The 26,905-nt window shown below is 40.7% G+C and carries 25 protein-coding genes; 15 read left to right on the top strand and 10 right to left on the bottom strand.

Features of this window, described 5'->3' with window-relative positions; translation table 11 throughout:
* Window positions 1-101 precede the first annotated feature (101 nt).
* The gene (tal, locus tag OQX62_RS03465) at window positions 102-1,202 is read left to right on the top strand and encodes a transaldolase (RefSeq protein ID WP_265830005.1); all 1,101 of its coding nucleotides are present in this window, start codon (window positions 102-104) and stop codon (window positions 1,200-1,202) included.
* A gap of 42 nt (window positions 1,203-1,244) precedes the next feature.
* Window positions 1,245-1,541, top strand: coding sequence for a hypothetical protein (locus OQX62_RS03460; RefSeq protein ID WP_265830004.1), 297 nt, complete (start codon window positions 1,245-1,247; stop codon window positions 1,539-1,541).
* A 69-nt stretch (window positions 1,542-1,610) separates the two neighbouring features.
* On the opposite strand, the gene rplI is transcribed toward OQX62_RS03460, so the two are convergent.
* The 5 genes from rplI to OQX62_RS03435 all read right to left on the bottom strand — a co-directional run bounded on the left by rplI (window position 1,611) and on the right by OQX62_RS03435 (window position 4,817).
* Window positions 1,611-2,054 carry a 50S ribosomal protein L9 gene (rplI, locus tag OQX62_RS03455; protein ID WP_265830003.1) on the bottom strand — a complete coding sequence of 148 codons (444 nt, stop codon included), beginning with the start codon at window positions 2,052-2,054 and terminating at the stop codon, window positions 1,611-1,613.
* Between the two features lie 10 nt (window positions 2,055-2,064).
* A complete protein-coding gene (rpsR, locus tag OQX62_RS03450) occupies window positions 2,065-2,328 on the bottom strand; it encodes a 30S ribosomal protein S18 (RefSeq protein ID WP_008244392.1) in 264 nt (87 codons plus the stop codon).
* Complete coding sequence (gene rpsF / locus OQX62_RS03445) at window positions 2,328-2,690, bottom strand: 30S ribosomal protein S6 (protein WP_037444035.1); 363 nt, start codon at window positions 2,688-2,690, stop codon at window positions 2,328-2,330. The genes rpsR and rpsF overlap by 1 nt, the downstream gene beginning before the upstream one ends.
* Before the next feature lie 86 nt (window positions 2,691-2,776).
* On the bottom strand, window positions 2,777-3,523 hold the full coding sequence (locus OQX62_RS03440; protein ID WP_265830002.1) for a ThuA domain-containing protein: 747 nt from the start codon (window positions 3,521-3,523) through the stop codon (window positions 2,777-2,779).
* Window positions 3,524-3,560: 37 nt separating this feature from the next.
* Complete coding sequence (locus tag OQX62_RS03435) at window positions 3,561-4,817, bottom strand: hypothetical protein (RefSeq protein ID WP_265830001.1); 1,257 nt, start codon at window positions 4,815-4,817, stop codon at window positions 3,561-3,563.
* Window positions 4,818-4,944: 127 nt separating this feature from the next.
* On the opposite strand from OQX62_RS03435, the gene OQX62_RS03430 reads away from it, so the two are divergent.
* On the top strand, window positions 4,945-6,822 hold the full coding sequence (locus OQX62_RS03430) for a DNA polymerase III subunit gamma/tau (protein WP_265830000.1): 1,878 nt from the start codon (window positions 4,945-4,947) through the stop codon (window positions 6,820-6,822).
* 60 nt (window positions 6,823-6,882) lie between these two features.
* Here the strand turns inward: OQX62_RS03430 and OQX62_RS03425 are convergent, their stop codons facing one another.
* Complete coding sequence (locus OQX62_RS03425) at window positions 6,883-7,308, bottom strand: hypothetical protein (RefSeq protein WP_265829999.1); 426 nt, start codon at window positions 7,306-7,308, stop codon at window positions 6,883-6,885.
* Window positions 7,309-7,436: 128 nt separating this feature from the next.
* Between OQX62_RS03425 and OQX62_RS03420 the strand changes: the two genes are divergently transcribed.
* The 3 genes from OQX62_RS03420 (at window position 7,437) to OQX62_RS03410 (ending at window position 12,276) form a co-directional block, all read left to right on the top strand.
* Entirely contained in the window at window positions 7,437-8,672 is a 1,236-nt protein-coding gene (locus tag OQX62_RS03420; protein ID WP_265829998.1) for an isocitrate dehydrogenase (NADP(+)), read from the top strand.
* Between the two features lie 224 nt (window positions 8,673-8,896).
* On the top strand, window positions 8,897-10,210 hold the full coding sequence (locus OQX62_RS03415) for a PQQ-dependent sugar dehydrogenase (RefSeq protein WP_265829997.1): 1,314 nt from the start codon (window positions 8,897-8,899) through the stop codon (window positions 10,208-10,210).
* Entirely contained in the window at window positions 10,210-12,276 is a 2,067-nt protein-coding gene (locus tag OQX62_RS03410; RefSeq protein WP_265829996.1) for a TonB-dependent receptor, read from the top strand. The genes OQX62_RS03415 and OQX62_RS03410 overlap by 1 nt, the downstream gene beginning before the upstream one ends.
* Before the next feature lie 50 nt (window positions 12,277-12,326).
* On the opposite strand, the gene OQX62_RS03405 is transcribed toward OQX62_RS03410, so the two are convergent.
* Window positions 12,327-12,671, bottom strand: coding sequence for a single-stranded DNA-binding protein (locus OQX62_RS03405; protein ID WP_265829995.1), 345 nt, complete (start codon window positions 12,669-12,671; stop codon window positions 12,327-12,329).
* 158 nt (window positions 12,672-12,829) lie between these two features.
* Here OQX62_RS03405 and OQX62_RS03400 point away from each other — a divergent pair, with 158 nt between their 5' ends.
* The 4 genes from OQX62_RS03400 (at window position 12,830) to OQX62_RS03385 (ending at window position 15,951) form a co-directional block, all read left to right on the top strand.
* On the top strand, window positions 12,830-13,180 hold the full coding sequence (locus OQX62_RS03400; protein ID WP_265829994.1) for a hypothetical protein: 351 nt from the start codon (window positions 12,830-12,832) through the stop codon (window positions 13,178-13,180).
* Window positions 13,181-13,330: 150 nt separating this feature from the next.
* Window positions 13,331-14,050, top strand: a complete 720-nt coding sequence (locus tag OQX62_RS03395; protein WP_265829993.1) for a YqjF family protein — start codon at window positions 13,331-13,333, stop codon at window positions 14,048-14,050.
* 14 nt (window positions 14,051-14,064) lie between these two features.
* Window positions 14,065-14,703, top strand: coding sequence for a hypothetical protein (locus OQX62_RS03390; protein ID WP_265829992.1), 639 nt, complete (start codon window positions 14,065-14,067; stop codon window positions 14,701-14,703).
* 48 nt (window positions 14,704-14,751) lie between these two features.
* Window positions 14,752-15,951, top strand: a complete 1,200-nt coding sequence (locus OQX62_RS03385; RefSeq protein ID WP_265829991.1) for an MFS transporter — start codon at window positions 14,752-14,754, stop codon at window positions 15,949-15,951.
* Here the strand turns inward: OQX62_RS03385 and lgt are convergent.
* Window positions 15,948-16,775 carry a prolipoprotein diacylglyceryl transferase gene (gene lgt, locus OQX62_RS03380; protein ID WP_265829990.1) on the bottom strand — a complete coding sequence of 276 codons (828 nt, stop codon included), beginning with the start codon at window positions 16,773-16,775 and terminating at the stop codon, window positions 15,948-15,950. The two genes, OQX62_RS03385 and lgt, sit on opposite strands and share 4 nt — an antisense overlap.
* Before the next feature lie 188 nt (window positions 16,776-16,963).
* Between lgt and OQX62_RS03375 the strand changes: the two genes are divergently transcribed.
* The 5 genes from OQX62_RS03375 to OQX62_RS03355 all read left to right on the top strand — a co-directional run bounded on the left by OQX62_RS03375 (window position 16,964) and on the right by OQX62_RS03355 (window position 25,375).
* The gene (locus OQX62_RS03375; RefSeq protein ID WP_265829989.1) at window positions 16,964-18,823 is read left to right on the top strand and encodes a 7TM diverse intracellular signaling domain-containing protein; all 1,860 of its coding nucleotides are present in this window, start codon (window positions 16,964-16,966) and stop codon (window positions 18,821-18,823) included.
* A gap of 299 nt (window positions 18,824-19,122) precedes the next feature.
* Window positions 19,123-22,023 carry a SusC/RagA family TonB-linked outer membrane protein gene (locus OQX62_RS03370; protein ID WP_265829988.1) on the top strand — a complete coding sequence of 967 codons (2,901 nt, stop codon included), beginning with the start codon at window positions 19,123-19,125 and terminating at the stop codon, window positions 22,021-22,023.
* 11 nt (window positions 22,024-22,034) lie between these two features.
* Entirely contained in the window at window positions 22,035-23,450 is a 1,416-nt protein-coding gene (locus tag OQX62_RS03365) for a RagB/SusD family nutrient uptake outer membrane protein (RefSeq protein ID WP_265829987.1), read from the top strand.
* Window positions 23,450-24,859: a glycoside hydrolase family 30 protein gene (locus OQX62_RS03360; protein ID WP_265829986.1), complete on the top strand. Its 1,410-nt coding sequence runs from the start codon at window positions 23,450-23,452 to the stop codon at window positions 24,857-24,859. Before OQX62_RS03365 ends, OQX62_RS03360 begins: the two co-directional genes overlap by 1 nt.
* 51 nt (window positions 24,860-24,910) lie before the next feature.
* A complete protein-coding gene (locus tag OQX62_RS03355; protein ID WP_265829985.1) occupies window positions 24,911-25,375 on the top strand; it encodes a hypothetical protein in 465 nt (154 codons plus the stop codon).
* Window positions 25,376-25,392: 17 nt separating this feature from the next.
* Here OQX62_RS03355 and OQX62_RS03350 read toward each other — a convergent pair whose 3' ends face one another.
* Window positions 25,393-26,079: an RluA family pseudouridine synthase gene (locus tag OQX62_RS03350; protein WP_265829984.1), complete on the bottom strand. Its 687-nt coding sequence runs from the start codon at window positions 26,077-26,079 to the stop codon at window positions 25,393-25,395.
* Between the two features lie 3 nt (window positions 26,080-26,082).
* Complete coding sequence (gene panB, locus OQX62_RS03345; RefSeq protein WP_265829983.1) at window positions 26,083-26,898, bottom strand: 3-methyl-2-oxobutanoate hydroxymethyltransferase; 816 nt, start codon at window positions 26,896-26,898, stop codon at window positions 26,083-26,085.
* Window positions 26,899-26,905 lie beyond the last annotated feature (7 nt).

The raw sequence follows: 26,905 nt of genomic DNA, 5'->3' as shown, positions 1-26,905 counted from the left end.
TAATAAAAAGGATAAATAATGCTTTGTCACAGGAGTGCATATATTTTAGCTGGTATAAACATTAAATCCCCGAAGTTGTTCTTTTACAAAATACAAAGGACATGGAAACAAGTAAAGTAAAAAAAATACACGATTACGGTCAGAGTATATGGCTGGATTTTATTGACCGCGATATTATTAAATCGGGTAAATTGAAACAGCTGATTGATGAAGATGGTGTAAGAGGTGTTACCTCAAATCCCGCTATTTTTGAAAAAGCAATTAGCAGCAGTGCGGATTATGATGCCGATATTGCAGCATTCTCCAAAGAAAATATAAGTAATGAAGACATCTTTTACCGTCTGGCTGTGAAAGATATACAGCAGGCAGCAGAAATTCTTTTACCTGTATACAATGAGGAAGTAAAAGGTGCTGACGGTTATGTAAGCCTGGAAGTGTCGCCATTACTGGCTCTTGACACCGAGGGCACGATTAAACAGGCACTGGAGCTTTGGGAAGCTGTAGACAGAAAAAATGTGATGATTAAGATTCCCGGTACTAAACCTGGTTTGGCTGCTATTCAAAAAGCCATCAGTGAAGGCCTGAATATTAACGTAACCTTATTATTTGGATTGGAGCGTTATCGTGAAGTCACTGAAGCTTATATTACTGGTCTGGAAGAACGTCTGGCTAATGGAAAAAGCATCAATGAGATCTCTTCTGTAGCAAGTTTCTTTTTAAGCCGGATAGATGTACTGGTAGATCCGATACTTCAGGAAAAAGAATTGACCGACCTGAAGGGTGAAGTAGCGATCGCTTCCGCTAAAAAAGCTTATGAAATATACAAAGAGGTTTTTAGCGGTCCGCGCTGGGAGAAGCTTGCTGCTGAAGGTGCAAGACCACAACGTTTGTTATGGGCAAGTACAGGTAGTAAAAACCCTGAATTTAAAGACACCAAATACGTAGAAGCACTAATTGGTCCGGATACAGTGGATACCGTGCCTATGGAAACACTGGATGCTTTTCGTGATCATGGTGATCCTGCGAGTCGGCTGGAAATTGATCTTGAAGGTGCCTCTGCTGTATTGGCACAACTTCAACATGCAGACATTGACCTTAATCAACTGACACAGCAGCTGGAAGATGAAGGTATTGAGAAGTTCAATGCGCCTTATGAGAAATTGTTAAAAGCAATTGACGCACAAAAGCAGACAGCACAATAATTTGTTTAGATTTGCTTCCGTATTACACTCAGATCAGCAAGAATGAAATTTACAGCATCAAGACTCTCAGAAGGTAACAAGGTTTTTCCTGCAGAGATTTATTTAGAAGAAAACAGCATTGAAATAAAAGTTCCGGGATTATTTAGCGGCGACTCTAAATACCTGAACTACGAGGACATTACGGCTATAGAGGTGGACTCTCCGATGATTGGATTCGCTACGCTCAGATTATTCCATAATGGAAACAAGGTTGAAGTTCATGGATTCTCCAAAAGTGATGTAAAAGAGATCCGCAGAATTATTGACGAGAACAGATCTAAAAGAAGAAAAAGTTTTTAACCCCTGTTTTTTAAACATAAAAAAAGCGTTCCGGTAACCGGAACGCTTTTTTTATGTTTTGTAAGATGATTACTCAGCTACAACTTCGAAAGGAACTTTAACTTTCACTTCTTTGTGTAAGTTTAAGTTGGCTACGTATTCACCAACAAATTTAGGTTCAGTTTCGAAAGTGATACGGCGACGGTCAACATCAAAACCTTGTTGTTTCAATGCATCAGCAATCATGATAGTGTTTACAGCACCAAAAATCTTACCTGTTTCACCTGCTTTAGCGCCGATAGACAATTTAACATCAGTTAAACGTGTAGCGATACTTTCCGCATCTTTCTTAATTTTATCTTGTTTAAACGCTGCTTGCTTCAGGTTTTCTGCTAATACTTTTTTAGCAGAAGGAGTAGCTAAAGCACCAAATCCTTGTGGGATAAGGTAGTTACGGCCGTAACCTGGCTTTACGTTTACAATATCATCTTTCTCTCCAAGAGATTTGATGTCCTGTTTTAATATAATTTCCATGTCTCAGCTTCTATTTTAATTGGTCAGCAACGAAAGGTAACAAACCAATGTGGCGAGAGCGTTTTACAGCCTGAGCCACTTTACGTTGAAATTTCAATGAAGTACCGGTTAAACGGCGAGGTAAGATTTTACCCTGATCATTGATGAATTTTAACAGGAAGTTTGCGTCTTTATAATCGATATATTTAATACCATTCTTTTTGAAACGGCAATATTTTTTTCTGTTATCGTCCACTTTTGGAGCGGTAACATATTGTATCTGATCTTTAGCCATTATGCTGCAGCCTCCTCTTTCTTAGGTTTTTTGTTAAAAGCACCACTGCGTTTCTTTTCATTATATGCCACCGCATGACGGTCTAATCTAATGGTTAAGAAACGTAGAACACGCTCATCGCGTTTTAGTTCTAATTCCAATTTGTTAATTAATTCACCTGAAGATTTGTACTCTGTAAGGTGGAAGAATCCGCTTGCTTTTTTCTCAATCGGATACGCTAATTTTCTCAAACCCCAATTGTCCTCTTGAACAATTTCGGCTCCGCTGTCAGTGATGATTTTGCTGAATTTCGCTAATGCTTCTTTCGCAACTTCTTCTGACAACAACGGGGTTAGAACGATAACAGTTTCGTACTGATTCATTGTTATGATTATTTAATGTTTATTTTCCCGCCTTAAACGGGGTTGCAAACCTAGGAATAAATTTCTATAAATCAAAAGTTTAAAGACTATTTCGTACGTTTTATTCCTATGGCATACTGTAGGCCGCCAAGTAAATGTTTTAAAAATAAAGGATCTGTATAAGAGGCATCTACGTGACCAAGCCCGGTATAAAAAGCTCTTCCCCCGTCATAATTATGATACCAGGCTATTGGATGATCATTACCATTTGTTCCTCCTTTGTAAGTACTTTCGTCCAGTTTAATCAGTACATGCAGATCGGGCTGTATCTCTTTAAAATTGTACCATTCATCTTTCCTTGCCCAGGTTGCGGGAAGATGCCTGGTGGAAATATTCCTGCGGTCAACTACCTGCAGTGTTGCCATCTGCTGTTCGGGATGTTTCAAAAAGTAGGCCCCAACCAGCTTTCCGTACCATGGCCATTCATATTCCGTATCTGTTGCTGCATGTATACCCACAAAACCTCCACTAGCCTGGATGTATTCCTCAAAAGCTTTTTGTTGTTCACCATTAAGCACATCTCCGGTAGTACTTAAAAATACAACCGCTGCATATTGCTTCAGGTTAGCCGCAGTAAATACAGCAGCATCTTTTGTTGTATCTACTGCGAACTTATTTTCAGCACCTAATTTCTGTAAGGCGGCAATACCGGCAGGTATAGACTGATGATAAAATCCTGCTGTCTTAGAAAAAACAAGAATTCTTTTATTTTGTGCAATGGCAGAACTGCTGATGGCATTAACCGAAAACAGTAATAGCAGACAACAAGCGAGTTGATTTATTCTTTTATTCATTTTAATCTATAATTGGTTCTTCCAATTTACAATCTTTTTAGCGTTTGCCCAGCATATAGTTGATACCAATTTTCATCCTTCTCGCAGCTACAGAGAAATAAGAATAGTCAGTCAGGGAAAAATTGGCCGAGTAACTGCCTGTGATTTCCAGCTTTTTATTCAGCATTATACCTGCACTGAGTGGAAATGAAGTAGTAAACGGTTCAAATTTAATAGCATTCTCTGTCACGGTGGCGGTAGACGGTGTGAAAACAGAATTAGTAACAGACGAACTGTTATTACTGTACTTTAAGAAATTAAGTCCTACTCCTGCGCCGATAAAAAACTTAAAGTGATCTCTATTATATATGTTATAAATCAACTGTGGCGTAAGCACTGCACTATACTGATCAAAGGTATGTGCCAACCGAGATCTTGCCTGGATTGCCGTTGTGTTCGACACTTCATATTTGCTGATAAAAAAAGACAGTTCTGTCCGGTAAATTAATCTGCCGATGGCTGGATTAGCAAATACATCCAAACCACCCGTGATAAAAGGCAGAGATGAAGTTTTATGCTGAGCTGATGTTCCGGCGAGTCCATTTTCGCCCTGGTATATCGCATTTGTGATATTGAGTCCTACCCCACCAAAAAATCTGGTTCTCGGGAATTTTGACTGCTCCTGATGCTGTTCGTTAAGGACACTCACTACCTTCATCAAATCCCGTTTCGTATAATCTACTTTACCAATTTTCTGTTCTTCCTCAGTAGTAACTGTTGTGAATTTACGCCTGATCGCCAGCAATTGTCTCAAATATTTACTGACGGTAACCACGCTGCTATTATTCTCGGGGTTCAGGAACAGATGTCTGACTAGCTCTTCGGGAACGCCGTTATCTTTGTCCATAATATAAAAGCGTTCTTTCAGTCCGTCTACATAAGAAAACATTGTAACGTTCTTACCCTTTTGTAATACTCTCAAAAAGACAGTATCAACCCTGTAGACAGAATCCAGGCCAACAGGTAAGTTTGAAATCGCTACATCATTCATACTTATTTTTACGGTATAGCGTTCAAAGTACTCCATCCCTTTGATACCATAGGCAGAGCAATCTTTTAATGAATACGTTTTGGCCTGATCATTCAAAGTGGGTTTAAAACTAAATGAGGATGGATTAATCCTGCGTTCCTTATAATCAATAAATCCTTTTAAAGTATCTTTATCGCTGGTTACAACGTATCCTGATTGATAATTCGATTGAGCCTGACATAACAGTGGAACTGCTAAGAACAAGGAGAGAAGCGTGCGTTTCATGAAATAATATTTTAAAAAAGTAAAACTAGTTCTTTTTCTGTACTATTTAGCTCTGCGCAACTATAAACTTTATTTTATTTTCCCAAAGACACAGCAAGCTCCGTAAAAAATTTCTAATTTCGTTGCGATGGAGAATTTTATCGTATCGGCCCGTAAATACCGTCCAGCAACGTTTGAAACCGTTGTGGGACAACATCACATAACCGGGACTTTAAAAAATGCGATAAAAAACAATCAGCTTGCACAGGCTTTCTTATTTTGTGGTCCCAGAGGAGTAGGTAAAACTACTTGTGCGCGTATTCTCGCGAAGACGATCAATTGTACGAATTTAACAAATGAGATAGAAGCCTGTGGGGTATGTGACTCCTGTGTTTCATTTCAGACAGGCCACTCTTTCAATTTTCATGAGCTTGATGCCGCATCAAATAATTCAGTAGATGATATCCGCAGCCTGATTGAGCAGGTAAGGATTCCGCCACAAGCGGGCAAGTATAAAATATATATTATTGACGAGGTGCACATGCTTTCGGCAAATGCTTTCAATGCATTTCTTAAAACACTTGAAGAACCACCTTCATATGCCATATTTATACTGGCTACGACTGAAAAACACAAAATCCTGCCAACTATCCTGTCCCGCTGTCAGATTTTTGATTTCAACAGGATTCAGGTAGAAGATATCGCCGGCCATTTAAACCAGATTGCCATTCGTGAAAACATAGCTGTAGAAGCAGACGGACTGCATATCATTGCTCAAAAAGCTGATGGCGGACTTCGTGATGCACTTTCCATGTTCGATCAGATTGTCAGTTATACGAATAAAAATCTGACCTATAAGTCAGTTATAGACAACCTGAATATCCTTGACTACGACTATTATTTCAGACTGACACAATATCTGACTGGTGCTGATGTCAGTAAAGCCTTAGTCTTGTTCGATGAGATCCTTAATAATGGCTTTGATGGCAATAATTTTATCAACGGTCTGGCCAGTCACCTCCGCAATTTACTGGTAGGAAAAGATCCTCAAACGGTAAAGCTGCTGGAAGTAAGTGAAAATATTAAACAGAAATACCTTGCACAGAGTCAGCAAACATCGGTTTCATTCATTTTAACTGCGTTAAACCTAGCCAATCAATGTGATCTCACTTATAAGAACAGTAAGAACCAGCGACTCCAGGTGGAGCTGTCGCTGATTAAAATGTGCCACATACCTTCGGTATTACAACTGGCACAACAACCACATACAGCTCCGGCACCTGCAACTGACACTGATCAGACTAAAAAAAAAACTGATGTAAAAACTGAGGTCAGCCCTTCAGACAGACCTGATCCCCTACCTGCACCATCGCAACAGTTTAGTCAGGCTCCGCCATCAACACCTGCTCAGCAAATTCCGGCAATACCTATTGCCGATTTACCCAATACTATTCCCCTGGTGCCACCTGCTGCCGAAAAAATGCCAGAAAGGCCACAAGCCGTTCCGCATAAAAATTCGGTAAACAAGATTGTACTGAAGCCAAATGCGCCGGGCAGTATTGCTGCAGGTACGCTGATTCCTTCTTTAACAGCTTTGACCAATGCTGCCGGAGGAATAGACAGCGATGAGCCTAAATATGTATATGGGGAAGAAAAAGAACCATTTACACATGAAGAACTCATGGTGCTGTGGAAAGCGTATACACAGAAAATTAAAGACGAAAATAAAATAAACTTCTATACCATTCTGAGCACGAACGAGCCCGTTATCACTAAACCTAACGAGATCACAGTGCTGATTACCAATCTTGCGCAGGAAAGCATATTACAAAACGAGCAGGTTGAATTTTTAAATTTCCTTAGAACGAAACTGAAAAACTTTGCATTGGGAATTGTTACTAAAAAAGTAGAGAGCAAACTGGAGAACCGCCTGTATACCAGTATAGAAAAATACAATTACCTGGTAGAAAAGAATCCGAAGCTGGAAGAGATGCGCAGAAGGCTGAATCTTGATTTGCTGCCATAATAAACGCAAAATACCCGGGATTTTTTTCCCGGGTATCCTATATATACTTATTATTATTTACTATATTTTCTGAGGACTGTCATTGATAGGATAACCTTCTTCATCTAAATCAGGACGATCATCTTCCGGCGTTCTGGCCAGAAATTCATCTTCTGGTGTCACTGCAACAATATCACCATCATCTATGTGCATACCCAAGTCTTCGAGTCCTGATTCAGCCTTATCTTTTTTATCAGCATATTCATCACCGATATAAGGATTGGCTTCATCATAATCAGAATTGTCATCACCACCATTTGCAGCAGTTGTTTCGTAAGGAAGAGGATGGTCATAATCTTTATCAGGTCCTTTCACATCCAGCTCATAGCTATTTTTTTCCTTATCAAAAGATAATTGATTGAAGTCCTTGGTTTCTCCCAGATCTGAAGGGTGCAGTTTATCCGTTGCCCTTTTATCATTTAATCCATTATTTTCATTCGCATCCATAACCTTGTGTTTTATGTCACTATAACGTTAACAATCTTTTATTTGTTTTTGTAATTTACCGGAAATTGAGGCTATAAACTCAAAATTTATATCTTTGTTTTTTACTAAGTTAAAATTGAAACCATAATATGTCTGTACAAAAAATTAAAGTAGCCCAGCCAGTTGTAGAGTTAGATGGTGATGAAATGACCCGCATCATCTGGAAATTCATTAAGGATAAATTGATTTTACCTTATCTGGATCTTGATATTAAATATTATGATCTTGGGGTAGAATACCGCGATGAGACTAATGATCAGGTAACTATTGATGCTGCTGAAGCCATCAAAAAATACGGTGTAGGTATCAAATGTGCTACAATCACACCTGATGAAGACAGGGTAAAAGAATTTAGCCTGAAACAAATGTGGAAATCACCTAACGGAACCATCCGTAATATTTTAGATGGTACTGTTTTCCGTGAGCCTATTGTAATGAGCAACGTTCCTCGTTTAGTACCTAACTGGACTGCTCCTATCTGTATCGGTCGTCACGCTTTTGGTGATCAGTACCGTGCAACAGATCTAGTAACTAAAGGTAAAGGTAAACTGACCTTAACTTTCACACCGGAAGATGGTAGTGAAGTACAATCTTTCGATGTATACAACTTCCAGGGTGATGGTGTTGCGTTAGCAATGTATAATACAGATGAAAGTATCCGTGGTTTTGCTCATGCTTGTTTTAACCAGGCACTGATCAAAAAATGGCCTTTATATTTATCTACAAAAAATACGATCCTTAAAAAATACGATGGCCGTTTTAAAGATATCTTCCAGGAGATTTATGAAAATGATTTCTTAGCTAAGTTCAAGGAAGCGGGAATCACTTATGAGCACCGTCTGATTGATGACATGGTTGCTTCTGCATTAAAATGGAATGGTAATTTTGTATGGGCTTGTAAAAACTATGATGGTGACGTACAATCGGATACTGTTGCACAAGGTTTTGGTTCATTAGGTTTAATGACTTCTGTATTGGTTACACCAGACGGAAAAACGATGGAAGCTGAAGCGGCACATGGTACAGTGACACGTCACTACCGTGACCACCAGGCAGGAAAACCAACTTCTACCAACCCGATAGCTTCGATCTTTGCCTGGACAAGAGGTTTAGAATTCCGTGGTGTTTTAGATAACAACCAGGAGCTGATCAATTTCTGCCATGCATTAGAGCAGGTTTGTATTGAAACTGTAGAAAGTGGTAAAATGACTAAAGATTTAGCTGTTTGTATCCATGGTAACAAAGTTGAACATGGTAAACACTATTTATACACTGAGGAGTTTTTAGCTGCTATCGATGAGAACTTACAATCGAAATTAGGATAATTAATTCCTTTATAATTTTTAAAAAAGCAGGTTTCATACGAAACCTGCTTTTTTTTTGAGGTTATATATTCTTCTGCTACTTATGTGTGACATCACACGATTAAAGGAGCAGCTTCAAACATCTTTACTGACATTTTGTTTAAGAGGAGACCGTCAAGAATGTCCTTTACAAATAGAGGGTCAAGCTGACCGTTATCTTATCGTTGAAAATAAATCATATTCAAATGAACAAATTGATCGCCCTATTAGCCGCTGTACCTTTCATGGTTGCTTGTAATTCACAGCCTAAACGCACGGCAGAAAAGGATAGTACCACCGTCGAAACTACCGGACAAACTCTCAATTTACCGGCACCTGATACAGATGCTTCTAAAAATAAGTTTAGCAAGGTAATCGGGTGGCCCGAAGGCAAAACCCCTGTTGCACCAGCGGGTTTCACGGTGAGTAAATTTGCGGGCGACATTAAAAGTCCGAGGAATATATATATCGCACCTAATGGTGATATTCTGGTAGTACTCTCTAATTCTGAGCGGAATACCAAAGAGAAAATAGCCAATGCCTTATCTGGTAAAGACAAAGCCGAGGTAAGCGGATCTAGTGCAAATGCAGTCCTGTTATTCAGAGACACGAACAATGACGGAAAATTTGATTTGCGTACTACCTTCGTGTCTGGCTTGGATCAACCCTATGGTGTGTTAATCATCGGCAACGCTTTCTATGTAGCGAATACAGACGGTTTATATCAATACCCTTATAAAACCGGGGACACTAAAATTTCCGGTACGGGGAAAAAGATCCTGGACCTGCCGGCTGGCGGATATAATAATCACTGGACAAGAAATCTGATCGCGAACGCTGATCATTCAAAGATCTACATTACTGTAGGCTCGGGTAGTAATGCAGGTGAAAATGGAATGGAAAATGAATTGCGCAGAGCAAATATCCTGGAAGTAAATCCGGATGGTACCGGCGAAAGGATATATGCGTCGGGTTTGAGAAATCCGGTAGGCGTGGCATGGGCACCGGGTACAAATGTACTTTGGACTGCTGTAAATGAACGGGATGGATTGGGTGACGATCTGGTTCCTGATTATATTACCAGTGTTAAGCAAGGTGCATTTTATGGATGGCCATACTCTTATTACGGACAAAATGAAGACCCGAGATTAAAAGGTCAGAAACCTGAGCTGGTAAAATCTGCCATTGCCCCTGATCTGGCTGTAGGTTCACATACGGCTTCACTGGGATTAGCATTTTATAAAGACACAAAATTCCCGGAAAAATACCAGGGCGGAGCTTTTATTGGTCAGCATGGATCATGGAACCGTTCTGCACTTGCAGGTTATAAGGTTGCATTTGTTCCTTTTAAAAACGGAAAGATAGCAGGGAAACTTGAGGATTTTCTTACAGGTTTTATTGCTGATGAGGGTAAAGGCGAAGTATATGGTCGCCCGGTAGGTGTAGCTGTTGCAAAAGACGGCGCGTTATTAGTTGCTGATGATGTGAGCAGTACTGTATGGAGGGTTGCTGCTAAATAATGAAAAAAATCTTAACGCTCCTTATACTTGGCTCGGGACTTTCCGGGTTTAGTCAGACTAAACAGGATACTACAAAAAAACTGGATGAAGTTATTATCAGACCATATTTTTCACCACAACCCCTATTGCGTGCAACGGGGGCTGTGGGTGTTTTAAATGCAGCTGAGATTCAACAGCAGGTACCTTCTTCACTCGTTGCGGCAGTAAATACGATTTCTGGCGTAAGAATGGAAGAAAGATCGCCGGGAAGCTATCGTTTATCTATCAGAGGAAGCCTTTTACGTTCGCCCTTCGGCATCAGAAATGTAAAGATCTACTTTGATGAATTCCCATTGACAGATGCGGGGGGTAACAGTTATCTAAATGCTCTTGACTTATCGGCTGCAGGCAACATTCAGATCCTGAAAGGTCCGCAAAGCAGCATTTATGGTGCGAACTCTGGTGGAGTACTACTGATTAATTCTCCGGTATTAGCTACGGACAGCACTATGGCTGCCTTAAATTTAACAGGAGGATCTTATGGCTTATTCAGAGAAAATATTGCTATAGGTAAAAAGTGGAAAAAATATCAGTTAGGTGTGATTCAGGCCTACCAGCGCAGCGACGGTTACCGTGATCACAGCGGCATGGAGCGCAAATATATCCAGGTCAATCAACAACTGGATTATACAAAAAATGCAGACCTGAAAGCATTGTTCTTTTACGCTGATTTGCATTATGAAACGCCAGGAGGATTAACTGCAGTTCAATATGGATTGGATCCCCATTTATCAAGACCTGCCGCAGGTGCGATACGCAGCGCTATTGATCAGCAAGCGGGTATTTACAGCAAGACCACCTTTGGCGGTTTAACCAACAGTTGGAGAATTAGTCCGGATTTTAAACATGTGATCTCTGTTTTCGGGTCTTATACAGATTTCAAAAATCCATTTATTACGAATTATGAGCATAGAAAAGAGACCACACTAGGCGTGAGGACTTACGTATCTTATGCTAAAAAAACATCCCATGATATCAACTGGATCTTTAATCTGGGGGCGGAGGGTTCACAAACCAAAACAGACTTTGATAATTCGGACAATAATTACGGCACGCCTGCTGCTTTGCAGGCAGCAGATAAATTACAATCGGCCTCAAATTTCATTTTTGCCAATATCAATATGGATTTGAATGAAAAGCTGCTGCTGGAATTGTCTGCTAGTGCTAATTTGTACAAATACCATTATGAAAGCATTTTCCCTGTTGCGATAGCCGAAAAAACCAATAAGTTCAATACCCAGTTTATGCCGCGTGCTGCACTGTCTTATTTATTTGATCGAACATTTTCCATACGGGCATCTGTCAGCAGGGGTTACTCACCTCCTACTTCATCTGAAGTAAGGGCATCCGATAATGTGATCAATGTAGATTTGCAGCCGGAGCAGGGATGGAATTATGAGACAGGCCTGAAGTATAATTCTTCAGATAACAGATTTTTTATCGATGTTACCGGTTTTTACTACAATTTGAAAAATGCGATTGTACGCCGGACAAATACTGATGATACCGATTATTTCATCAATGCTGGCGGCACAAAGCAGTGGGGTTTAGAGACCAGCTTAGCGGCATGGATCATTCCCCGAAATAGCAGTAAATTGATCAGAGGCCTTCAATTTAGAAATGCTTATACCCTCAGCCGTTTCAGATTTGACAACTACACAGACCGCAATACAGACTTTTCCGGTAATTCTCTGACAGGAGTTCCTAAAAACGTATTGATCAGTAGTCTGGAATTCAATTTGCCCAAGGCATTTTACGTTTTCGTGCAGCATAATTACACGTCACGTATACCATTAACAGATGCCAATACGATTTATGCAGACCAATACCATCTTATACAAAGTAAAGTAGGATGGAAAAACCTGCGCGTCGGGAAATTCCCTGTTGAAATTTTCGCCGGTGCAGATAACCTCCTGAACAAAAAGTACAGTCTGGGCAATGACCTGAATGCCGCTAACGGACGATATTTTAACCCCGCAGCCGGTAGAAATTTCTATGGAGGTTTAGCCATCTCCTTTCTAAATTAGGTAAATCAGGATGGGTAATATAGTGTATACCCATCCTGATGATTAAATCATCACAGCTCATAACGATCAACCACTTCAAGTTCGTTAACTACAATTTCTGTTGAATACCGCTGCTCACCATTTTTATCGGTATAGGTCTGGGAACTCAATTTTCCTTCAACACGCAGCGCAGTTCCTTTTTTAACAATGTTTTCTACAAGCTCTACTTTTTGGTTCCAGAAGACCAGGTTAAACCACTGTGTCTGATCTACTGCCTCTCCTAAACTGTTTTTGTAAAACTCATGTACGCCAAGACTTATCCTGGCCATTCTTTTATCGTTGGCAAAATTAACCAATACCGGATCTATGCCCGCATAGCCCGTCAGGCGTACGCTGTTTTTTATTTTCTCCATCATCTAAATATTAAAATTAACTTTAAGTTTTTTTTTCGCCGGCATTGATCACAAATATGATGACAACCATGTCTATACCCGTATAACAAACATTTAAAACCGAATAATTTAAAACATAAAGAATTTTATATCTACTTTGGATTAATTAAATTCCATTAAACATGACCGAACATTGTACAAATTGCGGCAAACTACTGAGAGGAAGAAGTGATAAACGCTTCTGTGATGATTATTGCCGGAATCATCACTATAATCAACTGCACAGGGATGACAATACTTTTCTAAGATTAGTCAATAAAATACTAAAGAAGAATCAGAAGATCCTCAGAACTCTCCATGCCGAGGCTAAACCCAGGGTAAGCAGGCAAATGTTGCTTGCACTGGGTTTTGACTTCAGGTATGCTACCCATCAGGCTAATCAGGCTAATATTGGGCGCTATATTTGCTGCTATGAATACGGTTACAGGAAACTAAATGAGGAAGATTACATTATAGCTAAAATTGAACGTTAAACATGCATCCCTCAGCGGTATCAATCAAGAGGATCCAAAAGAGGAAGGCCGATACATCTCCTGTTTAGGAAGAATCTCAAAAACCATAATTAGTCCTAAAAATAAAAGCAATTGTTTATTTAATAACAGGGAATCTTAGTACTTTGTGGAATGAGTTTTTTAACCGCAGAGTGGCGTAAACTGGCTATCGCTAATTACGCTATTGACAAAAGTATTTTGAGTGCTTACCTGCCTGTAGGCACCGAACTTGACCTCTGGAATGATACCTGTTATGTAAGTCTGATTGGATTTCTGTTTAAAAACACAAAACTCTTAGGATTTAGTATACCGTTCCACGCAAATTTTGAAGAAGTCAACCTTCGTTTTTATGTAAAGCGTAAAGAGGGCGATACCTGGAAAAGAGGGGTAGTATTTATTAAAGAAATTGTTCCCAAATTCGCTTTGTCTGTAGTGGCAAATACGATTTATAATGAGAATTATGAAACAATGCCTATGGCACACAGCTGGACAGAAACGGAAGATGACCGTACTGTTGAATACCGCTGGCGTTGCAAAAATGAATGGCAAAGTTTTCGTGTACATACAAATAAGGGCCTTTCAGAAATTGTAGCTGGTAGTGAGACTGAATTTATAACTGAACATTACTGGGGTTATGCACGCTATAGTGATAAAAAAACTAATGAATATGAGGTCAGGCATCCTAAATGGGCACAGTATAAGGTAAACAGCTATCATATTGCGGTAGATTTCGGGCTGACTTATGGTGAGAATTTCCGCTTCCTGAATAAGGAACAACCTGTATCTGTCATGCTGGCGGAAGGATCTGATATTTCAGTGGAAGGTAAAAGTGTAATTTACAAAGAAGATTAAAACATAAACGTATAATGATTTCTATAAAAAACCTTCAGGGATTACCTGAGTGGAAAGTGCTACAGAATAGCTGCAAAGCAATGTCTGTACTGGATGCTATTTTATCACAGGACTGGATTTACAGGTATTCTTCTTATAACAGCGAATGGAGCGAAAATGAAGAGTTTTTTGAAATGCGCAATGGCGAAGGTGATCAGTTGCTGATTTTATTCACCACAGCAGGTGCAGTAATTAACGGCTATCTGAGTGAAGCCGACCAGGAAGCAAAAGATAAACTTACGGCAGGTTTACCCGAAACTTATCATGAGTTCATATTCGGTGAACCCGTAAATTCTACCGGCACTACTTTTTGCATCTGGACAACAGCCGACGGGAATTGGACAACAGGTCATGTACCGGCAGGCGAAGGTAAGTCTGAAGAACTGTTAAGTTTACTTGATGGAAAGCCGGAGACCTATGTTAACTGGGCTACGGATTATTTCAAAGGCAGCTATAAAGAAACCGGGATTCCCAGGGAAACAGTAAGCAGGATTTTTAAAGGAGAAACATTGACGACAGAGATGGTTTTTTCAATTATTGAGGTGCTGGAAGATGCTGAACAGTTAAAGGAAGACCTGATAGAAATTTCATACCCGTATCATATAATTGAGTAAATCTATTTAGATGGCCTAACAATCTTATCTTTGCAAAAATTGACGCAAATGAAATTACTGAAATTGATATCCAACACAAAAACAAGTCTGATCACACTCTGCCTTGGCGGAATAAGTCTGGGAATGACAGAATTTATGATGATGGGTGTTTTACCCGATGTTGCCAAATCACTTTCAGTATCCATCCCTGCGGCAGGCCATCTGATTGCCATTTATGCCTTGGGTGTAATTATAGGAGCACCTGTCATGGTAGGGGTGTTAGGAAAATATCCACCAAAAAAGGTACTTATAAGTTTGATGATTACCGTTGCCAGTGGTAATATTTTATTCAGTCTCGCGCCTACTTATGAACTATTGCTCTTCGCAAGATTCCTTGTGGGCTTGCCACATGGTGCATTCTTTGGTATAGGCGCTGTAGTGGCCAGCAAACTGGCAGATCCCGGCAGTGAAGCCAAATCAGTCTCTGTTATGTTCGCAGGTTTAACGATTGCAAATATTATAGGCGTTCCCTTAGGTACTTTTATCGGCCATAATTTTAACTGGCGCATATCTTTCGTACTGATCTCTGTTATTGCATTAATTACCGCAGCAAGTATCAAAAAATGGCTTCCCTCCCTGCCATCACAATCTGACTCTAACTTCGCAGATAGCCTTAAGGTATTTAAAAAACCAGAATTATGGATTATTATTGGCATTTCTGCCATCGGCACAGGTGGTTTGTTTGCATGGATTAGCTATATAGCTCCGCTAATGACCGAGGTAGCACACTTTGACAGCAATATGATGACCCCTATTATGGTTATTGCAGGTTTGGGTATGGCTGTTGGTAATTTTGTGGGCGGGCGACTGGCGGATCGGTTTTCTCCGCTAAAAACGACAAGTTACTTATTGCTGCTGATGGTGATTATGCTGGTGCTGGTAGCACTAACGAGTCAGTTTAAAGCCGCAGCCCTTATACTTACATTTATTACCGGGGGACTTGCCTTCGCAGTTATCGCACCAATGCAGATGCTGATGATCAGGGCAGCAAAAGGTGCAGAAATGCTGGCATCATCTTCTATGCAGGCCAGTGCAAATACAGGGAATGCATTAGGTGCTTTCCTGGGAGGATTACCTATCGCAGCTTACGGTTACACTTCACCGGAATATGTGGGTGCCGCATTAGCATTAACAGGATTCTTACTGTGCCTGCTACTTACCTGGCTATTTAACAGCCGGAGTGAAGTCACAAAAACCGCTATAGCTTAGTTATTTTTCAGGACGATTGTTTGTTTTTTATTTTTGAGGTACATAATGCACAAGCCGGTTAAAATGAAAGGGATACTTAAGATCTGTCCCATATTCAATAACATACCTGCCTCAAAAGCAGATTGATCTTCTTTGATAAACTCTATAGCTATCCGGAAACAAAAGATAAGGAAGATCACCAATCCGAAATAAAATCCCGAAGGTTTCGGATATTTTTTCACCATCAGGTACACAAAACCAAAGATCAGCAGGTAAGCTATTGCTTCATACAACTGTGCCGGATGACGGGGAATATTATCATCTTTCAGGAATACAAAAGCCCAGCGAACATCGGTGGGTTTTCCAATAATTTCTGAATTCATCAGGTTTCCCATGCGGATACAGGCACCGGCTAAAGGTACTACCAAGGCAATCTGATCCAAAAGAAACCAGAGCTTGATTTTGAATTTTCTGCTAAAAAGAATAAGGCTGACCATGATGCCGATACCACCACCATGACTTGCCAATCCCTGGAAACCGGTAATTTTAAATTCAGGCGTGAAAGTAAAGGGAAGTATAATTTCTAATGGATGCTTTGAATAATAAGCGAAATCGTAGAACAGGCAATGGCCCAGACGTGCACCGATCAATGTACCTAATACCACATATACAGTCAGGGAATCCATGAGTTCTACATTGATCTGGTGTTTAATAAACTGCTTTTTGACAACGATATAACTGAATACAAAGGCCAGCAGGAAAAACAGGGAGTAATATCTGAGCGCAAAAAATCCCAAATCAATCAATGCATCATTAGGATCCCAAATTATTGTATCTATCATCATATCAAATTGCCGTAGTTTAATTTCAACTTTGCAAATATAGACCATATAACGATATATGCAATGACGTTGCAGCAAGGTGTCCATGATTAAAATTAATCCTATCTTTGCGTCGGTATCAATATTCGCAGGCCTCCTATCCATTTATGTTTAACCGGTTTTATATACTATTTTTAGCTGCCATTGGCTTAATGATTACAGGTGCAGCGAGCTTCCCGGCTTTTGCACAAAAAGTTGTACGTGTCAACGATAGTATAGCTCAGCATATTTTCATTTACGATGAAGTAGAAGTGCTGCGGGATACCACGAATCAGCTGACTTTTAAGCAAATCACCAGTCGGCCTTATGCTGATCAGTTCAGACCAAGCACAGTCAGTACTCCCCAAACTAAAGACCTGAATGCCGCTTACTGGTTTAGAATAAAGATCAGGCATAACAGTAAGGCAGATAAAAAATATTTGCTGGAATTTTTTGACCAGACGATAGATGATGTAACTGCTTACCTGCCACAAAAAAACGGCAGATATCAAGTCAAACACTTTGGGGATCGTTATGATTTTGAGCACCGGGAGGTACATCACAAGAATTTTGAATTATATCTGCAGAATGATAATGATGAAGCGCAGTTGTATTATTTCAGATTCAAATCTTCTCAGATTTCTGACGCTATCATGGTATTAAGAACTGTAGACTGGTTTATTTCCTATGCGCTCGACGAATATTTTTACTTCGGCATTTTTTACGGGATGATCCTGGTATTCAGTTTCTACAACCTTATTATGTTTATTGCCATCAGGCAAAAGCAATACTTATATTACGTATTGTACAATTTAAGTGTAGGATTTTTTGAAATGAGTACTGATGGCATTGCCTACCAGTATTTGTGGTCCTCTGCAAGTGAATGGAATCAGCATGCCTATGCATTTGCTTTGTATTCTACCAGTATTTTCGCCTTGTTATTTACACGCGAGCTGTTGCACATTAAAGTAAGGGCACCTCAACTGAATCAGCTGATATTGTATGTAATAGGAATCAGAACAGCATTATTTATCTATAGCCTTGTATTTGACCACTCACTGTTCACTTATAAATTCGTGGAGTTTATTCCTCTGGCCGTTGCCTTCGGCGCGGGCATATATGTGTATGCCAAAGGTTATCAACCGGCAAGGTTTTTCGTGCTGGGCTATAGTTTCCTTTTTATTGGCTTCACACTGAAACTGGTAATCATGATCGGCTTTTCATGGTTGAGCATCGGTGTAATTGGTTATTATAGTCTTAGCTTCTGTTTTGTATTGGAAATGGTATTCCTATCGTTTGCTATTGGCGATAAAGTTCGGATCCTTAAACATAATAAGGAAAAGGTACAAAGTCAGATGATCCGGCAGATGGCGGAAAATGTGAAACTGAAAGATCACCTTAATCACCAGCTGGAGACGAAGGTAGAAGAAAGAACCAAAGAAGTATTTCATAAATCGCTGATAATTGAAGCGAAAAATGCGGAACTGGTAGCGGCTAATGACAGGCTGCTGCAGCAGGCAGAAGAGATTTCCAGGATGAATACCTTACTGGAGCAGGATAACCAGGAACTGCAGACCAATGTAGCAAAAGTAACCAGGGACAGGGTAATGTCCGCCGACCTTGATTTTGAAGAATTCAGTAAGATCTATCCCGACAAGGAAAGTTGTAACCTGTTCCTTTCTGATCTGAAATGGAAAGATGGCTATACTTGCCGGAAATGTAAGAACACCCACTATTATATCGGCCATATCCCTTATAGCCGGAGATGTAGTAAGTGCGGATACGAAGAATCTGTCACTACTTATACGATCTTCCAGAATACGCGCATCCCCATCAATAAGGCCTTTTATATGATCTTTCTGATCTACTCTACGAAAGGAAAAATCTCCTCTCACCGCCTTGCTGAAATTCTGAATATCCGTCAGAGTACATGCTGGACTTATGGATCCAAGATCAAGCTGATCATGGAAGAACGAAAAACCATCCTTAAAAAAGCCAATAAAAATGGCTGGAGTCAGCTGGTATTAGACTAATCTTTCTTTTTTCGAAGCTGAGAAACACCGTTTCACGACTCGTTTTAAATTTATTTTAACAAAATCCCTTTGGTATCAGAGCGTATCGTTTATGCTGCGGGACCGATTCTTCTCCTTAGCTTACAGGCTGTGAATCAGCACCAACCAGGAATAACAGTTGCGGTATCGAAGCGTATTAAAAAACAATCAACATTCTAATTATCAGACACTTAAGTAAAATAAATCTGATCAATAACTTGTTTTTAACACTAAATACACGTTAACTTTACCCACCAATAAAAATTAACTAAAGCACAATCATGAAGAAAAAATTTACTCTTTTTATGCTTTGCCTATTATGTGGAATTTCTGTAGCCATTGCACAGAACGTTACCATTAAAGGAGAAGTAAAAGATCAGCAAGGCCTCCCCTTGCCTGGAGTTTCAGTAAAAGTTAAAGGTACCAACCAGGGTGCAGTAACGAATGAAAATGGTGTATATACTTTATCAGCACCAGCAAATGCTACACTTACTTTTTCTTATATAGGATTCAAATCTATTGAAGAACAGGTAAACAACAGAACCACTGTAAAGACAACACTTTCAGACAACAACGAGCAACTCAACGAAGTGATCGTTGTAGGTTATGGTACGCAGACAAAAAAGGATCTGACAACCGCGGTGACTACGATCTCATCAAAAGATATCCAGAACCAGCCAATCACGAATCCGTTGCAAGCTATACAAGGTAAAGCGGCAGGAGTTCAGGTAACCTCGCAGTCTGGTAAACCAGGTGCAGGCATCACAGTTAGTGTTCGTGGTAATACTTCACTGACAGCTTCTAACAGTCCTTTATATGTAATTGACGGAGTGACTTCCAGAGATGCAAGTTTTATCAATCCGAACGATATTGAGTCGATGACAATATTGAAAGACGCATCTTCCGCAGCGATCTACGGATCAAGCGGTGCAAACGGAGTGATCTTAATCACCACCAAAAAAGGTACAGCAGGGAAATTAAAAGTAGGTTTCAATGCTTACACCGGAATTTCAAACTTCTGGAAAAAACAGGATGTACTGAACAGCGACCAATATGTTGCTTTGATGAAAGACATGAACTATACCAGCTTTGGCGGTACACAAAATACCGACTGGCAAGATGAAGCCTTTGGTACTGGTACACAGAATAACTACCAGTTATCATTATCTGGTGGTATTAAAGGCGGTCAGTACTATTTCTCTTCAGGCTATCAGCAGGACAAAGGTGTAGTTGCACCGGCTAAACTTGACAGGTATACCACAAACTTTAATGGTTCACAAAGCATCACCAGCTGGTTAAAGCTTACAGCTAATGCTTCATTAACGTATGACAAAAGCATCGATGTGTCTGATAATGCTGGTCTCGCTAAAGGCGGTGTAATTTTATCTGCATTAACCACGCCTCCAACCTTAACCATTTACGACCCGAACGGGGCATTCACACCAGTACCGGGTGGATATGAAAACCCTATTGGTAATGCATTTGGTTCAACCAACAGAAAAAGATCATTGCGTTTTGTAGGTGCTTTTGCAGGGGAGATCAGATTCAGTAAAGACCTGACTTTCAAATCCAGCATCAGCGCAAACAGAAGAACCGAGTTTTACAACTATTTCCTTGACCCCTACAAGACAGTATACGGACGTACCGAGCGCGGTATATACAATAACAACCGTACAAACGACAATATCTGGTTGAATGAGAATATCCTGAACTATAATAAAACAGCAGGAAAGAGTGTTTTCGGCGCCATTGCAGGTTATACCATACAGGCATCAGAATATAAGTACAACAATTATTCTGCAACACGTTATATTGACCAGACTACACAATTACCTATTGAACCATCTGTTGCGCCGACAGTACCTCAGCGTGCACAATGGTCCAAAAGATCATACCTGGCCAGAATCAGTTATGCTTATGATGGAAAATACCTGTTGAGCTCTAATTTCAGGGCGGATGGTTCATCACGTTTTAAAGATGGTAACAAATATGGCTACTTCCCTTCTGTATCTGCAGGATGGAGAATCTCAGGTGAAAACTTTATGAAAGACAGCAAAACCGTAAACGATTTAAAAATTCGTGGTAGCTGGGGTAAAGTGGGTAACGATGAAGGAATTGGAGACTATTCTTATCTGAAGTTTTACCAGGTGAATGCACAGGGTGCATATGATCTTTCACAAATTGCTAATGATAACCTTTCCTGGGAAAAAACAACACAGACAAATATCGGTTTAGACCTGACAATGTTCAACAGCAGGGTAACTTTCACAGCAGATGCTTATCTGAAAAAGACAAACGACCTTTTAGTTAAAGTACAGTTACCATTGTCTGTAGGAATTGATAATTCTGCACAGAACGTTGGATCGATGGAAAACAAAGGTCTTGAGTTCGCTTTATCTACCAGGAACTTTGAGGGCAAAAAATTCACCTGGTCTACAGACCTGAATTTCTCCCTGAACAGAAACAAAGTGACAGGTTTAGGTACTACACAGAAATCACTTGATTACGGAGGTTTATCTAACCGGGATGCAGCAGTAAGAGTAGAAGTAGGCAGGCCACTAGGTAGTTTCTATGGTTATATCTACAATGGTGTAGATCCGCAAACCGGAAATGCTATCTACGCAGACTTAAATAACAACAACGTAAGAGATGACGGCGACCGTACTTTTATCGGTTCTGCGCAGCCTAAGTTTAACTATGGTATTACAAATACGTTCAGCTATGGAAATCTTGGTCTGACGGTATTCTTCCAGGGTGTACAAGGCAGTCAGCTGTTCAACGCTTCAAGAATCGAACTGGAAGGCATGATAGACGCCAGAAATCAGTCGACCGCCGTGCTTGACAGATGGACTACTCCGGGACAAATTACCAATATCCCAAGAGCGGGACAAGCCGTAACTGACAACTCACTTACTTCGAGCAGATTTGTGGAGAACGCTTCTTACCTGCGTATGAAAACTACTACGCTTTCTTACAACTTCGGCAAGACTGCATTAGGCAAATTGAAAATGGATAAATTAACCGTATTTGTATCAGGATATAACCTGGTTACTTTCACCAAATACAGCGGATTGGATCCTGAAGTGAATCAGTATGGTGCTAACGGCCCTGATATGGGTGTTGATTATGGAACCTATCCACAATCGAGAAGCTTCTTATTAGGTGTAAATGTTGGCTTTTAAATTTTAGAGAAATGAGATCAAAAATATATGCACTGATCGCAGCCGGGACTTTGGTCCTTTCAGTTCAATCTGGCTGTAAAAAAGATTTTTTAGATAAGACCCCTTTTAACCAGGTAACAGCCGATAAAATTACGGATGCTGCTGGTGCAGAAAAATTAGTTGCAGGGATGTATGATGCGATGTATAATGATTATAACATCTGGGATTTCATGACTAACGGCGACGTGATGTCTGACAATGCCTATGCAGGCGGAGACAATCCGGCAAACATACAAATAGATCTGTTTACGGTAACTTCCACTAACGGTAATGTTGCCAGGGACTGGAAAGGGTTGTACACTGATATCAAAAATGCAAATGAGGTATTGGAAATTATTCCAACTATCGCAGATGCCAGTCTTGACGCAGGAAACAGAAGAAATCAGATGCTGGCCGAGGCAAGTGGCATCAGAGCAGCACAATATTTCAACATTGTACGTTTGTACGGTGCTGCACCGCTGATCTTAAAAACGGCAACAACACTGGCAGAAACACAACCGTCAAAAGCAACTGTTGATGCCATTTACGAACAGATCATTAAAGACCTGGAATTTGCCCTGGCCAATGCGAACACAACGGCAGTGAATAAAGGAATATTTACTAAAGGTGTGGCAAATGCATTACTGGCTAAAGTATATGCGACCAAGCCCGTTAAAGACTGGACAAAAGTAAACCAGTATTGCGATGCAACTATTGCAGGCGGATACTCCTTATTCGGAAATTTCAGCGGACTATTTGATCCGGCCAATAAGAACAATTCTGAAGCAATCTGGGAAATGCAGTTTGACGGGAATGGCGGCAGACACGGTAACTGGATGCCGGGTATCATTACAGGAACCGGCTGGAAAAGATTTAATACCCCAAGCAATGACCTTGTAAAAGCCTACGATGATGAGGGTGACCTTGTCCGTAAAAATGCGAGCATCTTGTTTAAAGACGTAAGTTCAGACGGATGGTCTGATGCCTACTGGTCTAAATCAAACTATCCTTTCATCAATAAATACAGAGCTGATGATAAAAGTGATAATTATAAGATCCGTCTGGCTGATATCATCTTGCTGAAAGCTGAAGCGGTAAATGAACTGAGCAGCGCGGGCTGGTCGGCCTCAAAATTACTGGTAGACCAGATCAGAAGAAGGGTTAACCTTGGTGGTACTCCTGCAGCTGACCAGGCGGCAATGCGTCTTGCGATTGAAAAAGAGCGCAGACTGGAACTTGCTTTTGAGGGACACCGCTGGTTTGACCTGCTGAGAACTGACAGGGCTATTGCAGTGATGAACGCACAGAAAGATGGCAGCGGAAATTCTTTGAATTACAATGTTACCGCTCCTGAACTACTTTTCCCTATTCCTCAGCAAGAGCAGGATAGAAATCCAAATATCAAATAATGAAAAAGTATATATTGATACTATTTACAGTCGCCCTCGCCGCATGTTCTGCGAAAAAAGCGACTACAGAGGCACCAAAAGGCAACAGTGATGTCGCTTTCTGGCTGACTACAGGTGATCAATCAGTTTTACTGGAAAAACAAAATGAGGTGCTGAATTTCGGCACCTCATCTAATGAAAATCCCACAATTGAAGTAGATGAAAAGCAAAAATTCCAGTCGATAGATGGTTTTGGTTATACACTGACTGGCGGAAGTGCCGGTCTGATCAATGCCTTACCGGCAGCTGAGAAAGATGCACTGTTAAAAGATATCTTCTCCACTGAAAAAAATGGTATTGGTGTCAGTTATCTGAGGGTGAGTATCGGTGCGTCTGACCTAAGCGCAGACACCTTCACTTACAATGAACTGCCAGCGGGACAGACTGATATTAACCAGGATAAATTTTCCATCGAAAAAGAAATGGCTGACCTGGTTCCTATCCTTAAAAAGATTGTATCCATCAACCCGGATATCAAAATACTGGGTTCCCCCTGGACAGCACCTACCTGGATGAAGGACAATGCGGGTTTTAAAGGCGGAAGCCTTAAAAAGGAATATTATGCCTCTTATTCCAGATACCTGGTGAAATACATCAATGCGATGAAAGCACAGGGCATCAGGATAGATGCGATCACGATTCAGAATGAACCTTTACATCCGGGCAATGTACCAAGTATGTATATGGACGCAAAAGATCAGGCTATCTTTATTAAAACAGCCTTAGGTCCGATTTTTAAAGCTTCTGGTATCAAGACAAAAATCATTGTTTATGATCACAATGCCGACAGACCGGATTACCCTATTACTATTCTTAACGATGCCGATGCCAAACAATACGTAGATGGATCTGCATTTCATTTATATGGAGGAGAAATTTCTGCATTATCCAAAGTGCATGAGGCCCATCCGGATAGAAACATTTATTTTACTGAACAGTGGGTTGGTGGTCCCGGTAAGTTTAATGAGGACCTGAAGTGGCATGTATCTACATTAATTATCGGCGCTACACGTAACTGGAGCCGCAATGTGCTGGAATGGAACCTTGCTGCGGATCCTAACTATGGTCCACATACCGTTGGTGGCTGCACAAGTTGCCTGGGCGCAATCACCATTAGTCCGGCTGTCACTAAAAACGTAGCCTATTATATCATCGGACATGCTTCGAAATTCGTAAGACCCGGCTCTGTAAGAATTGGCTCCAACATCATCAGTAACTTACAGAACGTAGCTTTTGTGAGACCTGACGGCAAGAGAGTACTGATTGTAGTGAATGGTAATGCTGGTGAACAGCTCTTCAATATTAAAAGTGAAGGCAGGATCGTTTCAGGTAAACTGGCTGGTGGCGCTGTGGGAACCTACATCTGGTAAAAATCAAAATGGTATGGCTATTGTATACCCTATCTTAAAAAAAGAATGATCATGAGAAAATCCATATTGCTTTTGGCTGGTATTGCAGGTATCATAGCCGCTTGCCAGAACAAAACTACTGAACAAAAAGCCGACAGTCTGGCTAAATCTCCGGATACTGCGGCCATGGAAAGCAAAGCATGTTATATCTCTTTAAAAAACAGGGATACTGTATCACTTTCCTTAAATCAGGTTGAGGATGCGGTAACAGGTGAACTGAGTTATAATTTGTTTGAAAAGGATAAAAATACAGGGACAGTAGCGGGTATCATCAAAGGTGACACCATCAGTCTTGACTATTCCTTCCTGTCTGAAGGTAGCAGCTCGGTAAGACAGGTAATTTTTCTTAAAAAAGGCGACCAGCTGATTGAAGGTTATGGTCCATCGGAAGAGAAAAATGGCAAAACGATCTTCAAAGACAGAACTGCAGTGAAATTTGGCGAAGGGATTATCCTTTCTAAAACAGACTGCAAATAATACAGCGTTTCGAAAACCTAAAAGGATTCGAAACGCTCCCAGAATCCATCTACAGGAAGTCTGGCAAAAATATTTACCGGCTCCTTTTTTACGGGATGCAGGAATTGTAATCTTCTTGCATGCAAACAAATACTTCCTTTACGGCTGCCCCTTGGGTAGCCGTACTTGTTATCACCCACTATGGGGCATCCTAATGTCGACAACTGCACCCTGATCTGATGCGAGCGTCCAGTCAGCGGATCAACTTCAATCAGGTAATAACCGCCAAGTTCACCAAGCAGACGGTAACTCAATTCTGCCCGCTGACTGCCCGCTACTTCTGTAAGATGAGGCGTAACTACATTCGTTTTAGGGTTTTTGACCAGCCAGTGTACCAGTGTTCCTGATTCCTTTGCCGGCTTATTACGTACAACTGCCCAATAGGTTTTTTTCACCTCCCTGTTTTTAAAAACAGCGTTCATTCTTTCCAGTGCCTTACTCGTTTTTGCAAACAGGATGACACCACTAACCGGGCGGTCCAGGCGATGTACCACACCTAAAAAGGCACCATTTGGTTTATTATATTTTGCTGCAATGTATTTCTTTACCTTTTCGTCCAGCGGTTCATCCCCGGTCTCATCTACCTGCACGATATCACCAGCGCGCTTAAGAATAGCGATCAGGTGATTGTCTTCATACAGTACATCTTTGTCAGTTACAGGCATCTTTTAATATTGCTCTTTTTCATTCGGGAAGTCGTTACTTTTCACATCGCTGATATACGATTTTGCGGCACCAAGGATGCCATCATATAAATTGATATACTGACGGAGAAAACGCGGTTTAAAACCCTTCGTTAATCCGATCATATCATTTACCACCAAAACCTGTCCATCGCAATGCGGCCCTGCCCCTATACCGATCACGGGGATATCCAGACTTTCTGTAACTTCTTTAGCCAGTGCCGCCGGTATTTTTTCTAAAACGACAGCAAAGCAGCCTGCTTCCTGCAAAGCCTTAGCATCAAGCTTCAGTTTCTCTGCTTCCTGCTCACCTTTTGCCCTTACCGTATAAGTTCCGAATTTATAAATAGATTGCGGCGTTAAACCCAAATGCCCCATTACCGGGATTCCTGCAGTGATAATGCGTTCTATAGAATCTACAATTTCGGTTCCGCCTTCCAGTTTCACTCCATGTGCACCAGATTCTTTCATCATCCTGATGGCAGAGCTCAAAGCCTCTTTTGAATTTCCCTGGTAAGAACCAAATGGAAGATCGGCCACTACGAAAGCACGCGTTGCTCCTCTTACCACACTCTGTGCATGATAGATCATTTGGTCCAGTGTAATCGGTAAAGTAGTTTCATGACCAGCCATTACGTTTGAAGCAGAATCACCCACTAACAGAACATCAAGTCCTGCGTCATCCAGCACTGTTGCCATGGAATAATCATATGCAGTTAACATCGTAATTTTTTCACCACGCTGTTTCATCTCCTGGAGGATATGAGTAGTAATGCGCTTTACTTCTTTGTGTACAGACATAAATTTA

It is taken from the genome of Pedobacter sp. MR2016-24 (assembly GCF_026239655.1).
In the GTDB taxonomy this organism is placed as follows: Bacteria; Bacteroidota; Bacteroidia; order Sphingobacteriales; family Sphingobacteriaceae; genus Pedobacter.
The sequence above is the reverse complement of the archived record's forward strand: the minus strand, read 5'-3'. Positions and strand labels throughout refer to the sequence as shown.

Excerpts from the sequence above, each read along its gene's own strand:
- tal (WP_265830005.1), top strand. The coding sequence starts at position 102 with ATGGAAACAAGTAAAGTAAAAAAAATACACGATTACGGTCAGAGTATA.
- OQX62_RS03395 (WP_265829993.1), top strand. The coding sequence starts at position 13,331 with ATGAGTTTTTTAACCGCAGAGTGGCGTAAACTGGCTATCGCTAATTAC.
- OQX62_RS03350 (WP_265829984.1), bottom strand. The coding sequence starts at position 26,079 with ATGCCTGTAACTGACAAAGATGTACTGTATGAAGACAATCACCTGATC.
- OQX62_RS03400 (WP_265829994.1), top strand. The coding sequence starts at position 12,830 with ATGACCGAACATTGTACAAATTGCGGCAAACTACTGAGAGGAAGAAGT.
- OQX62_RS03415 (WP_265829997.1), top strand. The coding sequence starts at position 8,897 with ATGAACAAATTGATCGCCCTATTAGCCGCTGTACCTTTCATGGTTGCT.
- OQX62_RS03390 (WP_265829992.1), top strand. The coding sequence starts at position 14,065 with ATGATTTCTATAAAAAACCTTCAGGGATTACCTGAGTGGAAAGTGCTA.
- OQX62_RS03370 (WP_265829988.1), top strand. The coding sequence starts at position 19,123 with ATGAAGAAAAAATTTACTCTTTTTATGCTTTGCCTATTATGTGGAATT.
- rplI (WP_265830003.1), bottom strand. The coding sequence starts at position 2,054 with ATGGAAATTATATTAAAACAGGACATCAAATCTCTTGGAGAGAAAGAT.
- OQX62_RS03460 (WP_265830004.1), top strand. The coding sequence starts at position 1,245 with ATGAAATTTACAGCATCAAGACTCTCAGAAGGTAACAAGGTTTTTCCT.
- OQX62_RS03405 (WP_265829995.1), bottom strand. The coding sequence starts at position 12,671 with ATGATGGAGAAAATAAAAAACAGCGTACGCCTGACGGGCTATGCGGGC.
- OQX62_RS03355 (WP_265829985.1), top strand. The coding sequence starts at position 24,911 with ATGAGAAAATCCATATTGCTTTTGGCTGGTATTGCAGGTATCATAGCC.
- OQX62_RS03420 (WP_265829998.1), top strand. The coding sequence starts at position 7,437 with ATGTCTGTACAAAAAATTAAAGTAGCCCAGCCAGTTGTAGAGTTAGAT.
- lgt (WP_265829990.1), bottom strand. The coding sequence starts at position 16,775 with ATGATGATAGATACAATAATTTGGGATCCTAATGATGCATTGATTGAT.
- OQX62_RS03435 (WP_265830001.1), bottom strand. The coding sequence starts at position 4,817 with ATGAAACGCACGCTTCTCTCCTTGTTCTTAGCAGTTCCACTGTTATGT.
- OQX62_RS03430 (WP_265830000.1), top strand. The coding sequence starts at position 4,945 with ATGGAGAATTTTATCGTATCGGCCCGTAAATACCGTCCAGCAACGTTT.
- OQX62_RS03360 (WP_265829986.1), top strand. The coding sequence starts at position 23,450 with ATGAAAAAGTATATATTGATACTATTTACAGTCGCCCTCGCCGCATGT.
- rpsF (WP_037444035.1), bottom strand. The coding sequence starts at position 2,690 with ATGAATCAGTACGAAACTGTTATCGTTCTAACCCCGTTGTTGTCAGAA.
- OQX62_RS03375 (WP_265829989.1), top strand. The coding sequence starts at position 16,964 with ATGATTACAGGTGCAGCGAGCTTCCCGGCTTTTGCACAAAAAGTTGTA.
- OQX62_RS03425 (WP_265829999.1), bottom strand. The coding sequence starts at position 7,308 with ATGGATGCGAATGAAAATAATGGATTAAATGATAAAAGGGCAACGGAT.
- rpsR (WP_008244392.1), bottom strand. The coding sequence starts at position 2,328 with ATGGCTAAAGATCAGATACAATATGTTACCGCTCCAAAAGTGGACGAT.
- OQX62_RS03385 (WP_265829991.1), top strand. The coding sequence starts at position 14,752 with ATGAAATTACTGAAATTGATATCCAACACAAAAACAAGTCTGATCACA.
- OQX62_RS03410 (WP_265829996.1), top strand. The coding sequence starts at position 10,210 with ATGAAAAAAATCTTAACGCTCCTTATACTTGGCTCGGGACTTTCCGGG.
- OQX62_RS03440 (WP_265830002.1), bottom strand. The coding sequence starts at position 3,523 with ATGAATAAAAGAATAAATCAACTCGCTTGTTGTCTGCTATTACTGTTT.
- panB (WP_265829983.1), bottom strand. The coding sequence starts at position 26,898 with ATGTCTGTACACAAAGAAGTAAAGCGCATTACTACTCATATCCTCCAG.
- OQX62_RS03365 (WP_265829987.1), top strand. The coding sequence starts at position 22,035 with ATGAGATCAAAAATATATGCACTGATCGCAGCCGGGACTTTGGTCCTT.